This is a genomic window from Pseudomonas sp. DR 5-09, from assembly GCF_001655595.1.
GTDB classification, from domain to species: Bacteria; Pseudomonadota; Gammaproteobacteria; order Pseudomonadales; family Pseudomonadaceae; genus Aquipseudomonas; species Aquipseudomonas pharyngis.
The window spans coordinates 95,946-112,027 of record NZ_CP011566.1 but is presented as its reverse complement, the minus strand read 5'-3'; the positions used below and the strand labels follow the sequence as shown (position 1 = coordinate 112,027).

Below are 16,082 nucleotides of genomic sequence, written 5' to 3'. Positions count from 1 at the left end.
CTTTCCTCACTGCACTGACAGCAAAAAGGGATTCAGAACGTGGTTCTGAATCCCTCGGTCTTGCTCAATTAGTCTGTGTCGTGAGGCTCTAATTCCTCTGTATCAGGAACTTTACCTTCAGCTGACGCGAGCCTTACGCACGCCTTCGGACAGCGCCGAACACAGGCTCAGCACGCCGTCGATGGCCTGGTCCGGTGTGGTCGCATTGGCGATGTGATCGATCAGCGCCGAGCCCACCACCACACCGTCGGCCAGACGCGCGATGGACGCGGCCTGCTCCGGCGTGCGGATACCAAAACCGATGCTGATCGGCAGATCGGTATGACGACGCAGACGCGCCACCGCTTCCTCGACGTGTTCCAGAGTCGCCGCACCGGCGCCGGTCACACCGGCAACCGACACGTAGTAAACAAAGCCGGAGCTGCCGTTCAACACTTTCGGCAGACGCGCATCATCGGTGGTCGGGGTGGTCAGACGGATGAAGTCGATGCCCGCCGCCTGGGCCGGGTCGCACAGCTCCGAGTTATGCTCCGGCGGCATGTCGACCACGATCAGGCCATCAACGCCGGCCTCCTTGGCCTCGGCGATGAAGCGCTCGACGCCGAACTTGTGGATCGGGTTGAAGTACCCCATCAGCACCAGCGGCGTGTCGCTGTTGTCCTGGCGGAACTCGCGGACCATTTGCAGGGTTTTGACCAGGTTCTGCTTGGCGCCCAGGGCACGGATGTTCGCCAGCTGAATCGCCGGGCCATCGGCCATCGGGTCGGTGAACGGCATGCCCAGTTCGATCACATCGGCACCGGCTTTCGGCAGGCCTTTGAGGATCGCCAGCGAAGTGTCGTAGTCCGGGTCGCCAGCGGTGACGAAGGTCACGAGGGCGGCGCGGTTCTGTTCCTTGAGTTCGGCAAAGCGGGTTTGCAGGCGGCTCATCAGTGTTTCTCCTGCTTCGATTGCTCTTGTTGAGAGTGTTCCATGTGGTGCATGACGGTCTGCATGTCTTTGTCGCCGCGGCCGGACAGGTTGACCACCATCAGGTGATCCTTCGGCAGTTTCGGTGCGCGTTTGAAGACTTCGGCCAGGGCGTGGGCGCTTTCCAGTGCCGGGATGATCCCTTCCAGACGGCAGCATTGGTGGAACGCAGCGAGGGCTTCGTCGTCGGTCACCGAGGTGTACTGGACGCGGCCGATGTCATGCAACCACGCGTGCTCAGGGCCGATGCCCGGATAGTCGAGGCCGGCGGAAATCGAGTGGGCGTCGATGATCTGGCCATCGTCGTCCTGCAGCAGGAAGGTGCGGTTGCCGTGCAACACACCCGGTACGCCACCGTTGAGGCTGGCCGCGTGTTTGCCGGTCTCAATGCCGTAACCGGCGGCTTCGACGCCGATGATCTCGACGCTCTTGTCGTCGAGGAACGGGTGGAACAGGCCCATGGCGTTGGAGCCGCCACCGATGCACGCCACCAGGCTGTCCGGCAGGCGACCTTCCTGAGCTTGCAGCTGATCGCGGGTTTCCTTGCCGATCACCGCCTGGAAGTCGCGAACCATGGCTGGATAAGGGTGCGGACCGGCCACAGTGCCGATCAGGTAGAAGGTGCTGTCGACGTTGGTCACCCAGTCACGCAGCGCTTCGTTCATTGCGTCTTTCAGGGTGCCGGTGCCGGCGACCACCGGGATCACCTCGGCGCCCAGCAGCTTCATGCGGAACACGTTGGCCTGCTGGCGCTCGATGTCGGTGGTACCCATGTAGATCACGCAATCCAGACCGAAACGCGCAGCCACGGTGGCGGTGGCTACGCCGTGCATGCCGGCTCCGGTCTCGGCGATGATGCGTTTCTTGCCCATGCGCCGCGCCAGCAGGATCTGGCCGATACAGTTGTTGATCTTGTGCGCGCCGGTGTGGTTCAGCTCTTCGCGCTTGAGGTAGATCTTGGCGCCACCGCAGAACTCGGTCAGGCGCTCGGCGAAATACAGCGGGCTCGGACGTCCGACGTAGTCACGCTGGAAGTAGGCCAATTCCTCTTTGAACGCCGGATCTTCCTTGGCCGCCTCGTATTCGCGGGCCAGATCGAGGATCAACGGCATCAGGGTTTCGGCGACGTAACGGCCGCCGAACGAGCCAAACAGGCCGTTGGCGTCAGGGCCGTTACGCAGATCGGAAGTGTTCGAAGTCTGGGTCATGGTTCGCTCCAGCGGATTTCACGAGAAGACAATGGCGTTCACTCTACCCCTGACCTTCCGGGCTGAAAACCGATAAGATCGCCACAACCTGTCAGGAAAACTCACAGATATCATGAGCCATGACCTTCCCCCGCTGAACGCCCTGCGCGCCTTCGAAGCCACCGCCCGCCTGAACAGTGTCAGCCAGGCTGCGGAGCAACTGCACGTGACTCACGGTGCGGTCAGCCGCCAGCTCAAGGTGTTGGAAGAGCATCTCGGCGTCAGTCTTTTCGTCAAGGACGGTCGTGGCCTGAAACTCACAGATGCCGGCATCCGTCTGCGCGATGCCAGCGGCGAGGCGTTCGACCGCTTGCGCAGCGTCTGCGCCGAACTGACCCAAAGCACCGCCGATGCGCCGTTCGTACTCGGTTGCTCCGGTAGCTTGCTGGCGCGCTGGTTCATTCCGCGACTGGGACGACTGGATGCCGATCTGCCGGATTTGCGCCTGCATCTGTCCGCCGGTGAAGGCGATCTCGACCCGCGTCGCCCGGGGCTGGATGCATTGCTGCTGTTCGCCGAACCGCCATGGCCCGCAGACATGCAAGTCTATGAGCTGGCCAGCGAGCGCATCGGCCCGGTCATGAGCCCGCTGTTCAGTGGCTACCAGCGCCTGCAATCGGCACCGCCCATTGCCCTGCTCGATGAACCCTTGCTGCACACGACTTCACGCCCGCAAGCCTGGCCGAGCTGGGCGCAGCAAAGCGGCCTCAACGCCAAGGCGTTGAAGCTGGGGCAAGGTTTCGAGCATTTGTATTACTTGCTGGAAGCGGCCGTCGCCGGGCTGGGAGTGGCGATCGCGCCGGAACCGCTGGTGACCGAAGACTTGAAGGCCGGACGCCTGGTCGCGCCGTGGGGTTTCAGCGAAACCCCGGCGCAACTGGCGTTGTGGCTACCCAAGCGCGCCGCGGACGGGCGCGCCCGGCAATTGGCGCAGTGGCTCAGGAACGAACTGCGCCAGGCGGATCACTCGCCGCGCTTGAACAGCAAGTAAGCGGCCAGCAGACCCAGCGCACCCACCGCCACACCGGCAGTCGTCCACGGGTGTTCCTGCGCATAATCGCGGGTGGCAATCCCGGTCTCGCGGGTTTTGACTTTGACTTCTTCGTAGGCATCGCTGAGCAGGCTGCGCGAGTGTTTCAGCGCGCTTTCAGCGTTGCTCTTGAGCGCCTTGAGGGTCTTGCGCGACTCGTCAGAAGCGTCGTCCTTCAGGCTTTCCAACGACTTGAGCAGACTCTCGATCTCCGCTTCCATGCTTTGCAACGAGGCTTTGCGTAACGAGGTGTTGGCCATGGTGGCTCTCCTGCATTGGTGATGAGTGGCGTGTGTTGGTTGGGACTTCAGCGTTTCTGGAAAGTGCAGAAAATCTGAACTTCCATTCCCCCAAGTCGCCGAAATCAACACGGCAAATCGCTGCTAGGCTCAATTGCACACTTCAAGGAGAACACCATGAGTGACCATCACACCTACAAGAAAGTCGAGCTGGTCGGTTCGTCCACCAGCAGCATCGAAGACGCCATCAACAATGCGTTGGCCGAGGCCAACAAGAGCATCAAGCATCTGGAATGGTTTGAAGTGACCGAAACCCGCGGCCACATCAAGGACGGCAAGGCTGCGCACTTTCAAGTGACCCTGAAAGTCGGGTTCCGGATTGCCAGCAGCTGAGTTTGGTCTACGCTTCTGAACTTGCGCGCTGGCCGAGTGCCATAGGAATGGCAATGCGCTACGAGGTGAGTGCATCGAGCGAACGGCTCGATGCCCGCCTTAATTAATCCGACCAGGGAGTGCGACCGATGAAGAAGTTGATATTGGCAGTAGGTTTGTTGAGCCTTGCGGGTGGTGCGTTTGCTGCCGGCAAGCCCTGTGAAGAACTGAAGGCCGAGATTGCGGCCAAGCTGGATGCCAAGGGCGTTTCCGGGTATTCGCTGGAGATTGTCGACAAGGGTGCGGCCAGTGGCGGCAAAGTCGTCGGCACCTGTGAAGGCGGCGCCAAAGAGATCGTCTACACCCGCGGCTGATCACGCCGGAGAAACAAAAGCCGACGCTATGCGTCGGCTTTTTTGTGCGCGGCTATCGGGCTCAGCCCCTCATGACCTGCGCCAGCAACTCGTAGGAATGCAGGCGATCGGCATGTTCGTAAAGGTCGCAGGTGAAGATCAGCTCATCAGCCTGGGTCTGTTCGATCAGCACTTCGAGTTTCGCGCGGATTTTCTGCGGACTGCCGACCATCGCCAGACCAAGGAAATCACCCACGGCCTCACGCTCGTGGGGCAGCCACAGGCCGTCCATGGTTTTCACCGGTGGGCGCTGCACCAGACTTTGCCCACGCATCAGCGCGAGGATTCGTTGGTACACCGAGGTCGCCAGGTAGTCGGCCTGTTCATCGGTGTCGGCTGCCACCAACGGCACACCGAGCATTACGTACGGCTTGTCGAGCACCGCCGATGGCTTGAAGTGATTGCGGTAGACGCGAATCGCCTCGTGCATGAAACGCGGTGCGAAATGCGAGGCGAAAGCGTAGGGCAAACCGCGCTCACCGGCCAGTTGCGCACTGAACAGACTCGAGCCGAGCAGCCAGATCGGCACGTTGGTGCCGGTTCCCGGCATCGCGATCACCCGCTGATCCGGCGTGCGCGGACCTAGAAAGCGCGCTAGCTCAGCCACGTCTTCGGGGAAATCATCAGCACTGCCGGAACGCTCACGACGCAGGGCGCGGGCGGTCATCTGATCGGAACCCGGCGCACGGCCCAGGCCGAGGTCGATCCGCCCCGGATACAGGCTTTCGAGGGTGCCGAACTGCTCGGCGATCACCAGTGGTGCGTGGTTGGGCAACATCACGCCGCCAGAGCCGACCCGGATGGTCGACGTGCCGCCGGCCAGATAACCCAGCAACACCGAGGTGGCGGAACTGGCGATGCCATCCATGTTGTGGTGCTCGGCGACCCAGAACCGCGTGTAGCCAAATTTCTCGACATGCTGCGCCAGGTCCAGCGAGTTGCGCAGCGACTGGGCCGGGCTGCCGTTCTCGCGCACCGGCACCAGATCGAGGGTGGAAAATTTTACGTCGGACAGTTGCTTCATAAACCTGCATCTCCGATTGAGGGCGCAGGTGTGTTCTTGGCGAACGCAAACCTGCCCAATTCATAAGCGTGTTCTGTGCAATGAGGGCATATACCCGAGTTTCAATAGCCGATCTGAAATTTCCTACTAAAAAAGTCAACGATTCACTTGGGCTGAACTTTGTTCCGGCGTCTATCCTCAGAAGCCTTGCAGGCAAAAACCACGACGGCGCGGCGTTTCGCGCCCGAATTGAAGGAGGCACACATGGCTATCGTGAAGAAGGCATCCGCGCATTGGGAAGGTGACCTGAAAACCGGCATCGGCTCGATTTCCACCGAAACCGGCGTCCTGCGTGAAGCGCCCTACGGCTTCAAGGCCCGCTTCGAAGGCGGCAAGGGCACCAATCCGGAAGAACTGATCGGCGCCGCCCATGCGGGTTGTTTCTCCATGGCGTTTTCGATGATTCTCGGCGACGCCGGGCTCAAGGCCGACAGCATCGACACCCAGGCTGAGGTCACGCTGGATCAGGTGGACGGCGGCTTTGCAATCACCGCAGTGAAACTGATCCTCAAGGCAAAAATTCCGGGAGCGACCCAAGCGCAGTTCGAAGAGCTGAGCAACAAGGCCAAGGAAGGTTGCCCGGTGTCCAAGGTGCTGAATGCGAAGATCAGTCTCGACGCATCGCTGGACAGCTGACTGCCTTGAGCCGGATCAGAACCCGCCAGGCAAAAGTGTGGTCGAATAAATGACAGCAGCTTTCGCGCATCTTCGTGCGCGCTGCTTCGATGGAGCTTCAACCATGAAACGTTTTGCCTTGGCGGTTATCTGTGGCGTGCTGGCAACGTCGGCCTTCGCAGCGCCCAAAGACTGCGAAGAACTCAAGCAAGAGATCGAAATCAAGATTCAGGCGAACGCCGTGCCCTCCTACACCCTGGAGATAGTTTCCAAAGAGGAGGCGGAAAAACACGACATCGCCATGATCGTCGGCACCTGCGACAACGGCACCAAAGCCATCATCTATCAGAAGAACGACCGCTGATACGCCTCAGATGATGCAGTTGACTTCGCGATCCTCGGCGACGATTTCCCGCCTTTCGTTGTAAAGGCGGGCACTCGGGGTGAATGCCAGAGAGCGGCCTTCCAGCCTGTAACGCTGCCCTGCCTCGAAATGATCGTAGCGGATGGTCAGGTAGCACAGGCGCTCCACAGGGCCGGTCATCAGGCTGCCGCCTCCGCCGAACACTTCAAAGTCGAAACGCACCCGCAACTCATGGCTGCCGGGCGTAACCTGAAAGAAACGCCCATCAGTCAGTCGCTGGTTGTCGAGACGCTCGGCCATCAGCAACTTACCGCCCGGGGACGGCGTCGAGAACTCGACCCAGGCCATGTTCGGATCGACGGGGGGCAACGGTGTCTGGCAACCGGCGAGCAAGCCTGCGACCAGCAACAGCATCAACGTGCGCATGATGGATGTCCGTGAGTTCGGACATCCAGCATAACGCCGATCAGGTTCGCTGACAGCCCGCCGGCGTGCCCTGGCCCACCACGTTGCGTTGTTGATCGTAGAGTTTGGCCCACGGGCGGAAACCGATGCTTCCCGCCTGCAACTGATAACGCTGGCCGGCGTTGAAATCCTTGAATTTCACGTTCAACTGACAATCACGCCAAAGCGGCTCGGCATCCGGGCCGATGTTGGTCGCCTCGACCGGAAATTGATAACGCACCCTCAGCTCATGGCTGCCGGGCTGCACTTCGAAGTAACGATGATCGACGGCAGCCTTGTCGTCGACTTCCAGCGCCTGCAGCGCCGTGTCCTGTTGCCGGGCATCCAGATCGATCCAGGCTTGCGAGGGGTCAGGGGTCGGCATTCCGAATCCGGCACAACCGGCCAGCGTCAGCACGCTTCCTGTCAGAATCAACATGCGCATAGCGGAGCTCCAATGGGCGGGATAGTCTTGGGCAGACTTTCCGGGGGGATTTCTTATTTTGATCAGGCCGCTTCCAAGCCATGGGTTACTTGATCGCGTTTTGCGGATTTTGTTTCCGGGTGTGATGATTTTGTTGCTCAACGGTTGCTCAAGCCTGAGCTATTACGGCCAGCTGGCCAGCGGTCAGCTGCAGCTTTTGCGGGCGCGGGAGCCGGTGGCCAAGGTGATCGCCGACCCGACCCGCGACGCCAGACTGCGCACGCACCTGGCCCAGTCCCAGAAAGCCCGGGCTTTTGCCAGCGAACATTTGCACCTGCCGGACAACCAAAGCTATCGCCTCTACGCCGACATCGGTCGGCCGTTTGTCGTGTGGAATGTGTTCGCCACCCCCGAGTTTTCTCTGAGCCCGCAGAACCATTGCTTCCCGATTGCCGGTTGCGTGGCCTATCGCGGCTATTACAGCCAGAGCGCGGCGCGGGGCGAAGCCGCGATTCAGCGCCTGCAAGGCATGGACGTGTCGATCGGCGGCGTCGAGGCTTACTCGACCCTGGGCTGGTTTAACGACCCGATCCTCAATTCGATGATGGGCTGGGGCGACGAGCGTCTGGCGACGCTGATCTTCCATGAGCTGGCCCACCAGCGTTTCTATGTGAAGGACGACACCGAATTCAACGAGTCCTTCGCGACCTTCGTCGAGCAGGAAGGTACGCGGCAGTGGCGAGCGTTTCGCGGCTTGCCCCCGGAAAACGACTCGAAGCTCAAGCAGCGGGATCAGTTCATTCAGCTGATCCTCGACACCCGTTCACGCCTCGAAAAACTCTATGCACAACCATTGGCGACAGCGCAGATGCGCGAGCGCAAGGCGGCGGAGTTCGAACGGTTTCGACACGACTACCGAACAATGCGCGATAGCCAGTGGGCCGGCGACAAACGCTATGACGCCTGGGTCAATGCGCCGTTGAACAACGCGCGGCTGTTGCCGTTCGGGCTGTATGACCAGTGGGTGCCGGCGTTTGCGGCGTTGTTCAGGCAGGTCGATGGGGATTGGGTCAGGTTTTACACAGAAGTCGAGAAGTTGGGTGGCTTGCCAGTCGTTGAGCGTAAGTCGGCTCTGAAAGTGCTGGCAGGCTCATAAATCTACTGCGGCTTTTTGGCCCCATCGCGAGCAGGCTCGCTCCCACAGGAAACCGAGTTCCGGTACTGAAACGCGGTCACTGTGGGAGATTCTATGTTGCAGGGGAACCCTGCAACCTTAAATTGGGTTGGTATTCGCTCTGATTTTTCATGAGGGCGAATGCCACCCGGCAAAGCTTACGGGCGAGGATGACCAAGGCCTGGGTTCTGGCTAGACCTCTTGCCAAATAGGATTCATAGAACGGTTTCCAAACAGGGGACCGACAAGCTGCCATAGCTGCATTGTGTGCAAGACGCCGTAATTCCCCGTCACCTTTTTTGCTCAAGTGGCGAGGACTGTGTTTCTTGCCTGAGTCCTTTGCCTTCAAATCCATTCCCAGAAAGGCGATGAACGCATCGGCGCTGGCGAACTCACCTCGCATGTACGTAGTTGCCAGTCCCGTTGCCGTGAGTTCACCAATCCCTTCAATCGCTTTGCAGCGTCTGATGTTTTCGCTAATGCCGGCCTCTTGGCTGACTTTGCGAAGTAATTCCTGAATGGCCTGATCAAGCTGTTTGAAATGCTCCAACCCATGGGCCAAAAGATCTTCAAGGAGAGGTTCGTTTGACCAGCTCAGCATGATACTGACTCGGGCCTTCATCAGCTGCGCACGCTTGTTAAGCAGACTTTTCAACACCGTGTAGTGCCGTGGTGGTGGGCTCCAGACCCGCAGCCGGTGCTGTTCACTGGTTAGATAACGCGCCAGAAGACGTGCATCACAAGGGTCGGTTTTTGCACGCTGACCGATGCTTTCGCGGTAATGGCTCACCCGGTAAGGGTCCACGACGTAAACCCGATGCCCCATACCATGGGCCAGTTCGGCCGTATCCAGGTGGTAGAGATTAGTGGCTTCCAGGGAAATCGAGCTTTGTGCGGGCAGGGTCTTCAGCCAACGACCTATAGACGTACGGTCGTTGTTGATGACCTGAATGTTTTTCAGATCTTCGCGATAAGCGACGATTTCGGCTTTGGCCACATCGACACCAATCACCGTTGGCGAGGTAAGGATTGTCATGACGAATCCTCGGAGCTAGGGTTTAAGAGCTTGTCGGGGTCTACCGTAGCGCTGGCTTGCCTCTATCGTCGGTTTTACCGATGAATTCCTTATCGGCGCTTTAGGTAGAAAGGGCGGGACGAGAAGTCTCCCACGGTCCGTACTGGCTAGAGTCGGAATCGAGCTTTTAGTCCCGCCCACCCCTTCAAGTCTAAACATACAAGCGGGCTTGCTCGCGAAGGCTATCTGATCAGCGCTGCAAAAATGCCTGATGCAACTGATCCAAAGTCTCGAAGTGATAAGCCGGCGCCTCGGCATTCAACTCTTCAAAACTGCCAAACCCATAACCAACAGCCGCTGCATCCAGACCGTTGCTGCGAGCACCGATCAGGTCATGCTTGCGGTCACCGATCATCAGCGTGCTGGCCGGGTCCAGCCCTTCCTCGGCGATCAGGTGGGCAATCAGCTCGACCTTGTTGGTGCGAGTGCCGTCCAGTTCGCTGCCGTAGATCACCTTGAAGTGTCTGGCAAAATCAAAATGCCGCGCGATTTCCCGGGCGAACACCCACGGCTTCGACGTCGCGATATACAGCTGACGGCCCTGGCTGCTCAGGGTTTCCAGCAACGGCGTGACGCCTTCGAACACCCGGTTCTCGTACAGGCCGGTGACCTTGAAGCGCTCGCGGTAGAAATTCACCGCCTCCCACGCCTTCGCTTCATCAAAACCATAAAACTGCATGAACGCCTGCAACAGCGGCGGGCCGATGAAGTGTTCCAGCTTGGTCAGGTCCGGCTCATCGATGCCGAGTTTGCTCAAGGCGAACTGGATGGAACGGGTGATGCCCTCACGCGGATCGGTGAGAGTGCCGTCGAGGTCGAACAGTACGGTCTGGTAATGCATGAAAAATCCCGGGCGGTAGAGAGAAAAGTCAGAGCTGGTCGTAGCCTTCAGCCAGATGCAGGTCCTTGAGCTTCACGTAGTTCGCCGCGCTGTAGGTGAAAAAGGCGTTTTCCTTGTCGGTCAGCGGACGAACCTGTTTCACCGGACTGCCCACGTACAGAAATCCGCTTTCCAGGCGCTTGCCCGGCGGCACCAGGCTGCCGGCGCCGATGATCACGTCGTCCTCGACCACCGCGCCGTCCATGACGATGCTGCCCATGCCGATCAATACGCGGCTGCCGACGGTGCAGCCGTGCAGCATGACCTTGTGGGCGATGGTCACGTCATCGCCGATCAGCAGCGGGAAGCCGTCCGGGTTGAACGGGCCGGCGTGGGTGATGTGCAACACGCAGCCGTCCTGCACGCTGGTGCGCGCACCGATGCGGATGCGGTGCATGTCGCCGCGGATCACCGTCAGCGGCCACACGGAGCTGTCTTCGCCGATTTCGACGTCGCCGATCACCACCGCCGAGCCGTCGACAAAAGCGCCTTTGCTCAAGCGTGGGGTTTGATTCTGGTACTTGCGAAGGGACACGATTAGTTCTCTCTCTGTCGCCGATAGCTGCGGTGGGTGTCGATTGTAATTAAGATGGGCGCATGTTTCTTCCAGCCAAGGTGCCAACCGTGAGCGTGAACAACCCTCTTCTGCAGTCCTACGACCTGCCGCCGTTCTCCGCGATCCGTGCCGAACACGTGCAGCCGGCCATCGAAACCATCCTGGCCGACAACCGCGCCGCCATCGCTGAAATCCTCAAGACCCAAGGCCAGAACCCGACCTGGGCCGGGCTGGTGCTGGCGATGGACGAACTCAATGATCGCCTGGGCGCCGCCTGGAGCCCGGTCAGCCACCTCAATGCCGTGTGCAACAGCGCCGAACTGCGCGAAGCCTACGAGTCGTGTCTGCCGGCATTGAGCGCCTATTCCACCGAAATGGGCCAGAATCGCGAGCTGTTCCAGGCCTATGAAGCCCTGGCCAACAGCCCGGAAGCCGCCGGTTTCGACGTGGCGCAGAAAACCATTCTGGAACACGCCCTGCGCGATTTCCGCCTGTCGGGCATCGACCTGCCGGAAGCCGAACAGAAGCGTTACGCCGAAGTGCAGAGCAAACTGTCCGAACTGGGCAGCCGCTTTTCCAACCAGTTGCTCGACGCCACTCAGGCCTGGACCAAGCACCTGACCGACGAAGCCGCCCTCGCCGGCCTGACCGATTCGGCCAAGGCGCAAATGGCTGCTGCCGCCCACGCCAAAGGCCTCGACGGCTGGCTGATCACCCTGGAATTCCCGAGCTACTACGCGGTGATGACCTACGCCCAGGACCGTGCGCTGCGTGAAGAAGTCTACGCCGCCTACTGCACCCGTGCGTCGGATCAAGGCCCGAATGCCGGCCAGAACGACAACGGCCCGGTGATGGGCGAAATCCTCGACCTGCGTCAGGAGCTGGCCAAACTGCTCGGTTTCTCCAGCTTCTCCGAGCTGAGCCTGGCCACCAAAATGGCCGAGTCCAGCGATCAGGTGCTGAGCTTCCTGCGCGATCTGGCCAAACGCAGTAAACCGTTCGCCGCCCAGGATCTGCAACAGCTCAAGGCTTACGCCGCCGAGCAGGGCTGCGCCGATCTGCAAAGCTGGGACAGCGGTTTCTACGGTGAAAAACTCCGTGAACAACGTTACAGCGTGGCTCAGGAAACCCTGCGCGCCTACTTCCCGATCGATAAAGTGCTGGGCGGCCTGTTCGCTATTGTTCAGCGTCTATACGGCATCGAGATCGCCGAACTGAAAGGCTTCGACACCTGGCACCCGGATGTACGCCTGTTCGAAATCAAGGAAAACGGCCAGCACGTTGGCCGCTTCTTCTTCGACCTCTATGCCCGCGCCAACAAGCGTGGCGGCGCGTGGATGGACGGCGCCCGCGACCGTCGCCGCACCGTCGACGGCGTGCTGCAAAGCCCGGTAGCCAACCTGGTGTGCAACTTCACCCCGGCCGACAGCGGCAAACCTGCACTGCTGACCCACGATGAAGTGACTACCCTGTTCCACGAATTCGGCCATGGCCTGCATCACCTGCTGACCCGCGTCGAGCATGCCGGCGTGTCCGGCATCAACGGCGTGGCGTGGGATGCGGTCGAGCTGCCGAGCCAGTTCATGGAAAACTGGTGCTGGGAGCCGGAAGGCCTCGCGCTGATTTCCGGCCACTACGAAACCGGCGAGCCGCTACCGCAGGATCTGCTGGAAAAAATGCTCGCGGCGAAGAACTTCCAGTCCGGCCTGATGATGGTGCGCCAACTGGAGTTCTCGCTGTTCGACTTCGAACTGCACGCCACCCACGGTGACGGCCGCAGCGTCGCGCAGGTGCTCGAAGGCGTGCGCAACGAAGTCTCGGTGATGCGTCCTCCGGCCTACAACCGCTTCCCGAACAGCTTTGCCCACATCTTCGCCGGCGGTTACGCGGCGGGTTACTACAGCTACAAGTGGGCGGAAGTGCTGTCGGCGGATGCCTTCTCCAAATTCGAAGAAGACGGCGTGCTGAATGCCGACACCGGTCGCGCCTTCCGCGAAGCGATCCTGGCTCGCGGTGGTTCGCAGGCGCCGATGGTGCTGTTCGTCGACTTCCGTGGCCGTGAGCCGTCGATTGACGCACTCTTGCGCCACAGCGGCCTGAGTGAGGACGCGGCAGCATGAGTGAGGCACCCGTGAAGACCAAAAAACGCTTTATCGCCGGGGCGGTCTGCCCGGCGTGCAGCGAGCCGGACAAATTGATGATGTGGAGCGAGGACGATGTCCCGCACCGTGAATGCGTGGCGTGCGGTTACAGCGACACACTCAATGCCCAAGGGCTGTCGGTGCCGAAAGAGCTGGGCACGCGGGTCAACACCAGCGCGCTCAAGCCTGCCCCGGACAAGACGGTTCAGGCGGTGCAGTTCTTCCCGAATCCGAAGCTGAAGAAAAAGCCTGACGAGCAGCACTGATCCTCAACCACCTTCCCCGATTCGTCGGTGGAAGGTGGTATTGGCTTAACACCTGTCCCCCGCACTTGCTTCGTAGGCTGGCCCCTTTGCGCCACGCCTCGAAGGAAGCTGCCATGCCCGACACCAATCCCCTCCTGCAACATTGGACGCTGCCACCCTGGCCAGCGATTCGCGCCGAGCATCTCGTGCCGGCAGTCAACCGCATCATTGCCGACAATCGACGCATCATCGCCCAGGTGATCGCCAGTCAGTCCGAACATCCCGGCTGGGACGATCTGGTGCTGAGCATCGACGAAGCCGATGCCCGCCTCGGTGAAGTCCGCTCGATTCTCGAAACGTTGTCGATGGTCAGGTCCGACGATGCGATCTGGCTCGTGGAAAGCGCCAAGGCGCATCTGGCGATCAATCAGTATCGCTCTGAAAAAGCCCGCAATCGCCCGTTGTACGAGGCTTACCAGCGTTTGGCGCAGAGTTCGATCGCCGGCAGTTTCGATGAGTCGCGCAACATCGCACTGGCGCGGATTCTGCGCCGATTCAAGCAGTCGGGCATTGAGCTTCCCACTGAACAGCAGCAGGAGCTGGCGCGGTTGAACCTCGAGATCGGCGGGTTGGAGCACGTATTTCTGGACAACCTCGAGCGCTGGACCGAGGCGTGGAGCAAGCGTGTCGACGACATTGCGCTGCTCGCAGGCTTGTCGCCGGCGATGAAGGATCGTCTGGCGCGCGCCGCACGCGAGGCCGGGCATGACGGCTGGCTGATCCGGCTGGAGCAGAACACCTGCCAGCACATCCTCAAATACGCCGAAAACCGCGCCTTGCGGGAGGAATGCTATGTGGCCTACCTGACCCGTGCCTCTGATCGGGGCCCACTGGCCGGTCGCTTCGATAACGGCCTGGTGCTGACCAAGCTGCTTGCCTTGCGCCAGCAGAAAGCCCGTTTGCTTGGCCACGAAAACGCCGCGCAACTGAGTCTGGCCAAACACAGCGCCCGGACGACGGCGTGGGTCAGTGGTTTTCTCCAGCGTCAGGCGGCGCAGCTGGCACCTGCCCTCGCGCAGGATGCGAAACAACTGGCGGCCTTCGCACGGCAACGCGGGATCGACCGGGTCCAGCCGTGGGATGAAGACTTCCTCGCCGAACAATGGCGCCAGCAGCAGTTTCCCGGCGCACTGGAAAACCTGCGTGATTACTTCCCGCTCGAGGGCACCTTGCGCAGGCTCTTTCTGTTCTGCGAACGGATGTTCGGGATCCGCATCGTCGAGCAGTCCGGCGGCGGGCATTGGCATGACGATGTGCGCCTGCTGGAAATCAGCGAGCATGAACAGGTCATCGGCTACATCTACCTTGACCCGTTTCACCGCGACAAGGCGGTGGACTTCCCCGGCACCACCACACTGCGCAATCGCCGGATCAACGCCGAAGGTCGCCCGGCGCTGCCGATTGCCCTGCTCCACAGCAATTTCACACCGCCCACCGATACCCATCCGTGCCGCCTCGAAGTCGACGATCTTCGGGTGCTTTTCCATGAGTTTGGCCACTGCCTCCAGCACGTGTTGACGCGTTCGCCCCATTACACGCTGTCCGGCATCCTGCAATTGGGGCATGAAGCGGCAGAGTTTTCCGGGCAATTGTTTGAGCAATGGTGTCAGTCGCGCGAGTTTGTGCTGTGGCTCGGTGCCCATTTTCAGACCGGCGAGCGCTTGAGCGCCGCACGGGTCGACGCGGCTCTGTCAGCCAGTCAGGCCCATTCCAGCCGGCAACAGGCCTTATTGCTGATGGGGGCGATGATTGACTTCGAACTGCACTTGACCCACGGCGATGGACGCTCGGTCGAAGAGGTTTGCAACGATGTGCAGCGCACTCTGACTCATCTGCAATTACCGGACGATCACCGGTTCGCCAATGGTTTCGATTATATGGTGACCCAGTACGACGCTTCGGTTTACGCCTATGTCTGGTCGAACATGCTGGCCCAGGAAGCATTCAAGCGCTTCAGCCGCGACTGGGTGTTCAACGCGCAGACCGGTCGTGAGTTTCGCGCAACGTTCTTTACACCGGGTGCGGGGCGTCCGCTCCTGGATGCGGTTGAAGCGTTCATCGGCCGGCCAGTCGTCGGCCTCGTTAATGAGGAGGCCGGAAGGGTTACTTCAGATTGACCGTCTGAAACCAGCTCTTCATCGAGCACGTAGCAAACGCGCTGGTACTGCAATCGCCATTGGCCAGCGCGGTGCGCAACTTGTCGACATCGACCTGCATCACGTAACGCACGCTGTCGCGGAAGTGACCACTTTCACCAAAGCCGCCCTGGGTCATTTCGTTCAGGGCATCCTCCTTGCTCCAGCCCTGCACGACGATCCGGTACATCGCCGCCATCAGGCCGGTGCGATCGGAGCCATGCTTGCAGTGCATCAACACCGGGCCGTCGGCTTCGGCGGCTTGAATCGCACGCAGGGTCTTGAGCACATCACTGTCGTCCACGTGATTGGTGCGATAGGGCAATTGCACCTGATGGATACCGGGGGCCTTCAGCCAGCTGGAATCCGCTTCCGGCAGAAAATTGATGACGGTGGCCACCTTCAGGTTGTTCAGCAACGGCACCGCACCGTCATCAGGGAGCGCGCTGCGATACAGCGTGGGCGACATCTGGAACAGGTTGTATTGCACCTCTACCGGTTGCGCCCACTCGACGGGACGGGAAGCCGGGGTTTGCGCAGCCTGAGCTGGAATCCAGCTGAACAGGGCCAGCAGCGATAAACAGAAAGCGGAGGAAAAACGCGTCAGGAACATGCTTTACGGCGACCGTGTGGGTT

19 protein-coding genes are annotated in these 16,082 nt (G+C 60.5%); 9 read left to right on the top strand and 10 right to left on the bottom strand.

Annotated features, from left to right (window positions below; genetic code table 11):
* Positions 1-117 precede the first annotated feature (117 nt).
* Together trpA and trpB are read right to left on the bottom strand one after the other, a co-directional pair.
* Entirely contained in the window at positions 118-930 is an 813-nt protein-coding gene (trpA, locus tag PDR5_RS00535) for a tryptophan synthase subunit alpha (RefSeq protein ID WP_039764800.1), read from the bottom strand.
* The gene (trpB, locus tag PDR5_RS00530; RefSeq protein ID WP_064379337.1) at positions 930-2,177 is read right to left on the bottom strand and encodes a tryptophan synthase subunit beta; all 1,248 of its coding nucleotides are present in this window, start codon (positions 2,175-2,177) and stop codon (positions 930-932) included. Before trpB ends, trpA begins: the two co-directional genes overlap by 1 nt.
* A 112-nt stretch (positions 2,178-2,289) precedes the next feature.
* Here trpB and PDR5_RS00525 point away from each other — a divergent pair, with 112 nt between their 5' ends.
* A complete protein-coding gene (locus PDR5_RS00525; RefSeq protein WP_064592542.1) occupies positions 2,290-3,207 on the top strand; it encodes a LysR family transcriptional regulator in 918 nt (305 codons plus the stop codon).
* On the opposite strand, the gene PDR5_RS00520 is transcribed toward PDR5_RS00525, so the two are convergent.
* Positions 3,180-3,506 (bottom strand): DUF883 family protein, encoded by a 327-nt coding sequence (locus tag PDR5_RS00520; protein ID WP_011331820.1) that lies wholly within the window; start codon positions 3,504-3,506, stop codon positions 3,180-3,182. The two genes, PDR5_RS00525 and PDR5_RS00520, sit on opposite strands and share 28 nt — an antisense overlap.
* Before the next feature lie 156 nt (positions 3,507-3,662).
* On the opposite strand from PDR5_RS00520, the gene PDR5_RS00515 reads away from it, so the two are divergent.
* The gene (locus tag PDR5_RS00515; RefSeq protein ID WP_007953919.1) at positions 3,663-3,878 is read left to right on the top strand and encodes a dodecin; all 216 of its coding nucleotides are present in this window, start codon (positions 3,663-3,665) and stop codon (positions 3,876-3,878) included.
* Between the two features lie 128 nt (positions 3,879-4,006).
* Complete coding sequence (locus PDR5_RS00510; RefSeq protein WP_039764805.1) at positions 4,007-4,231, top strand: DUF1161 domain-containing protein; 225 nt, start codon at positions 4,007-4,009, stop codon at positions 4,229-4,231.
* Positions 4,232-4,292: 61 nt separating this feature from the next.
* Here PDR5_RS00510 and PDR5_RS00505 read toward each other — a convergent pair whose 3' ends face one another.
* A complete protein-coding gene (locus PDR5_RS00505; protein ID WP_064592540.1) occupies positions 4,293-5,294 on the bottom strand; it encodes an LLM class flavin-dependent oxidoreductase in 1,002 nt (333 codons plus the stop codon).
* Positions 5,295-5,537: 243 nt separating this feature from the next.
* Between PDR5_RS00505 and PDR5_RS00500 the strand changes: the two genes are divergently transcribed.
* Both PDR5_RS00500 and PDR5_RS00495 read left to right on the top strand, forming a co-directional pair.
* On the top strand, positions 5,538-5,969 hold the full coding sequence (locus PDR5_RS00500) for an OsmC family protein (protein WP_064592538.1): 432 nt from the start codon (positions 5,538-5,540) through the stop codon (positions 5,967-5,969).
* Positions 5,970-6,072: 103 nt separating this feature from the next.
* On the top strand, positions 6,073-6,312 hold the full coding sequence (locus PDR5_RS00495) for a DUF1161 domain-containing protein (protein ID WP_007953935.1): 240 nt from the start codon (positions 6,073-6,075) through the stop codon (positions 6,310-6,312).
* Positions 6,313-6,318: 6 nt separating this feature from the next.
* Here PDR5_RS00495 and PDR5_RS00490 read toward each other — a convergent pair whose 3' ends face one another.
* A complete protein-coding gene (locus PDR5_RS00490) occupies positions 6,319-6,738 on the bottom strand; it encodes a PA0061/PA0062 family lipoprotein (RefSeq protein ID WP_064592536.1) in 420 nt (139 codons plus the stop codon).
* Positions 6,739-6,778: 40 nt separating this feature from the next.
* Entirely contained in the window at positions 6,779-7,201 is a 423-nt protein-coding gene (locus PDR5_RS00485) for a PA0061/PA0062 family lipoprotein (RefSeq protein WP_064592534.1), read from the bottom strand.
* 58 nt (positions 7,202-7,259) lie between these two features.
* Here PDR5_RS00485 and PDR5_RS00480 point away from each other — a divergent pair, with 58 nt between their 5' ends.
* Positions 7,260-8,336 (top strand): aminopeptidase, encoded by a 1,077-nt coding sequence (locus tag PDR5_RS00480; RefSeq protein ID WP_064592532.1) that lies wholly within the window; start codon positions 7,260-7,262, stop codon positions 8,334-8,336.
* Between the two features lie 91 nt (positions 8,337-8,427).
* Here PDR5_RS00480 and PDR5_RS00475 read toward each other — a convergent pair whose 3' ends face one another.
* From PDR5_RS00475 to PDR5_RS00465, 3 genes are all read right to left on the bottom strand, one after another.
* On the bottom strand, positions 8,428-9,390 hold the full coding sequence (locus tag PDR5_RS00475) for an IS110 family transposase (protein WP_064592530.1): 963 nt from the start codon (positions 9,388-9,390) through the stop codon (positions 8,428-8,430).
* Between the two features lie 229 nt (positions 9,391-9,619).
* Positions 9,620-10,270: an HAD family hydrolase gene (locus PDR5_RS00470; protein ID WP_064592527.1), complete on the bottom strand. Its 651-nt coding sequence runs from the start codon at positions 10,268-10,270 to the stop codon at positions 9,620-9,622.
* 28 nt (positions 10,271-10,298) lie between these two features.
* Positions 10,299-10,844: a gamma carbonic anhydrase family protein gene (locus tag PDR5_RS00465; protein WP_064592524.1), complete on the bottom strand. Its 546-nt coding sequence runs from the start codon at positions 10,842-10,844 to the stop codon at positions 10,299-10,301.
* A gap of 89 nt (positions 10,845-10,933) precedes the next feature.
* Between PDR5_RS00465 and prlC the strand changes: the two genes are divergently transcribed.
* The 3 genes from prlC to PDR5_RS00450 all read left to right on the top strand — a co-directional run bounded on the left by prlC (position 10,934) and on the right by PDR5_RS00450 (position 15,428).
* Entirely contained in the window at positions 10,934-12,985 is a 2,052-nt protein-coding gene (gene prlC, locus PDR5_RS00460; protein WP_064600647.1) for an oligopeptidase A, read from the top strand.
* Positions 12,982-13,272 (top strand): YheV family putative zinc ribbon protein, encoded by a 291-nt coding sequence (locus PDR5_RS00455; protein WP_007953955.1) that lies wholly within the window; start codon positions 12,982-12,984, stop codon positions 13,270-13,272. Before prlC ends, PDR5_RS00455 begins: the two co-directional genes overlap by 4 nt.
* Positions 13,273-13,385: 113 nt before the next feature.
* The gene (locus tag PDR5_RS00450; protein WP_064592522.1) at positions 13,386-15,428 is read left to right on the top strand and encodes a M3 family metallopeptidase; all 2,043 of its coding nucleotides are present in this window, start codon (positions 13,386-13,388) and stop codon (positions 15,426-15,428) included.
* Here the strand turns inward: PDR5_RS00450 and PDR5_RS00445 are convergent.
* Entirely contained in the window at positions 15,415-16,059 is a 645-nt protein-coding gene (locus tag PDR5_RS00445; protein ID WP_064592520.1) for a phosphatase domain-containing protein, read from the bottom strand. The genes PDR5_RS00450 and PDR5_RS00445 overlap by 14 nt on opposite strands.
* Positions 16,060-16,082: the final 23 nt, after the last annotated feature.

Excerpts from the sequence above, each read along its gene's own strand:
- trpA (WP_039764800.1), bottom strand. The coding sequence starts at position 930 with ATGAGCCGCCTGCAAACCCGCTTTGCCGAACTCAAGGAACAGAACCGC.
- trpB (WP_064379337.1), bottom strand. The coding sequence starts at position 2,177 with ATGACCCAGACTTCGAACACTTCCGATCTGCGTAACGGCCCTGACGCC.
- PDR5_RS00525 (WP_064592542.1), top strand. The coding sequence starts at position 2,290 with ATGAGCCATGACCTTCCCCCGCTGAACGCCCTGCGCGCCTTCGAAGCC.
- PDR5_RS00520 (WP_011331820.1), bottom strand. The coding sequence starts at position 3,506 with ATGGCCAACACCTCGTTACGCAAAGCCTCGTTGCAAAGCATGGAAGCG.
- PDR5_RS00515 (WP_007953919.1), top strand. The coding sequence starts at position 3,663 with ATGAGTGACCATCACACCTACAAGAAAGTCGAGCTGGTCGGTTCGTCC.
- PDR5_RS00510 (WP_039764805.1), top strand. The coding sequence starts at position 4,007 with ATGAAGAAGTTGATATTGGCAGTAGGTTTGTTGAGCCTTGCGGGTGGT.
- PDR5_RS00505 (WP_064592540.1), bottom strand. The coding sequence starts at position 5,294 with ATGAAGCAACTGTCCGACGTAAAATTTTCCACCCTCGATCTGGTGCCG.
- PDR5_RS00500 (WP_064592538.1), top strand. The coding sequence starts at position 5,538 with ATGGCTATCGTGAAGAAGGCATCCGCGCATTGGGAAGGTGACCTGAAA.
- PDR5_RS00495 (WP_007953935.1), top strand. The coding sequence starts at position 6,073 with ATGAAACGTTTTGCCTTGGCGGTTATCTGTGGCGTGCTGGCAACGTCG.
- PDR5_RS00490 (WP_064592536.1), bottom strand. The coding sequence starts at position 6,738 with ATGCGCACGTTGATGCTGTTGCTGGTCGCAGGCTTGCTCGCCGGTTGC.
- PDR5_RS00485 (WP_064592534.1), bottom strand. The coding sequence starts at position 7,201 with ATGCGCATGTTGATTCTGACAGGAAGCGTGCTGACGCTGGCCGGTTGT.
- PDR5_RS00475 (WP_064592530.1), bottom strand. The coding sequence starts at position 9,390 with ATGACAATCCTTACCTCGCCAACGGTGATTGGTGTCGATGTGGCCAAA.
- PDR5_RS00470 (WP_064592527.1), bottom strand. The coding sequence starts at position 10,270 with ATGCATTACCAGACCGTACTGTTCGACCTCGACGGCACTCTCACCGAT.
- PDR5_RS00455 (WP_007953955.1), top strand. The coding sequence starts at position 12,982 with ATGAGTGAGGCACCCGTGAAGACCAAAAAACGCTTTATCGCCGGGGCG.
- PDR5_RS00450 (WP_064592522.1), top strand. The coding sequence starts at position 13,386 with ATGCCCGACACCAATCCCCTCCTGCAACATTGGACGCTGCCACCCTGG.
- PDR5_RS00445 (WP_064592520.1), bottom strand. The coding sequence starts at position 16,059 with ATGTTCCTGACGCGTTTTTCCTCCGCTTTCTGTTTATCGCTGCTGGCC.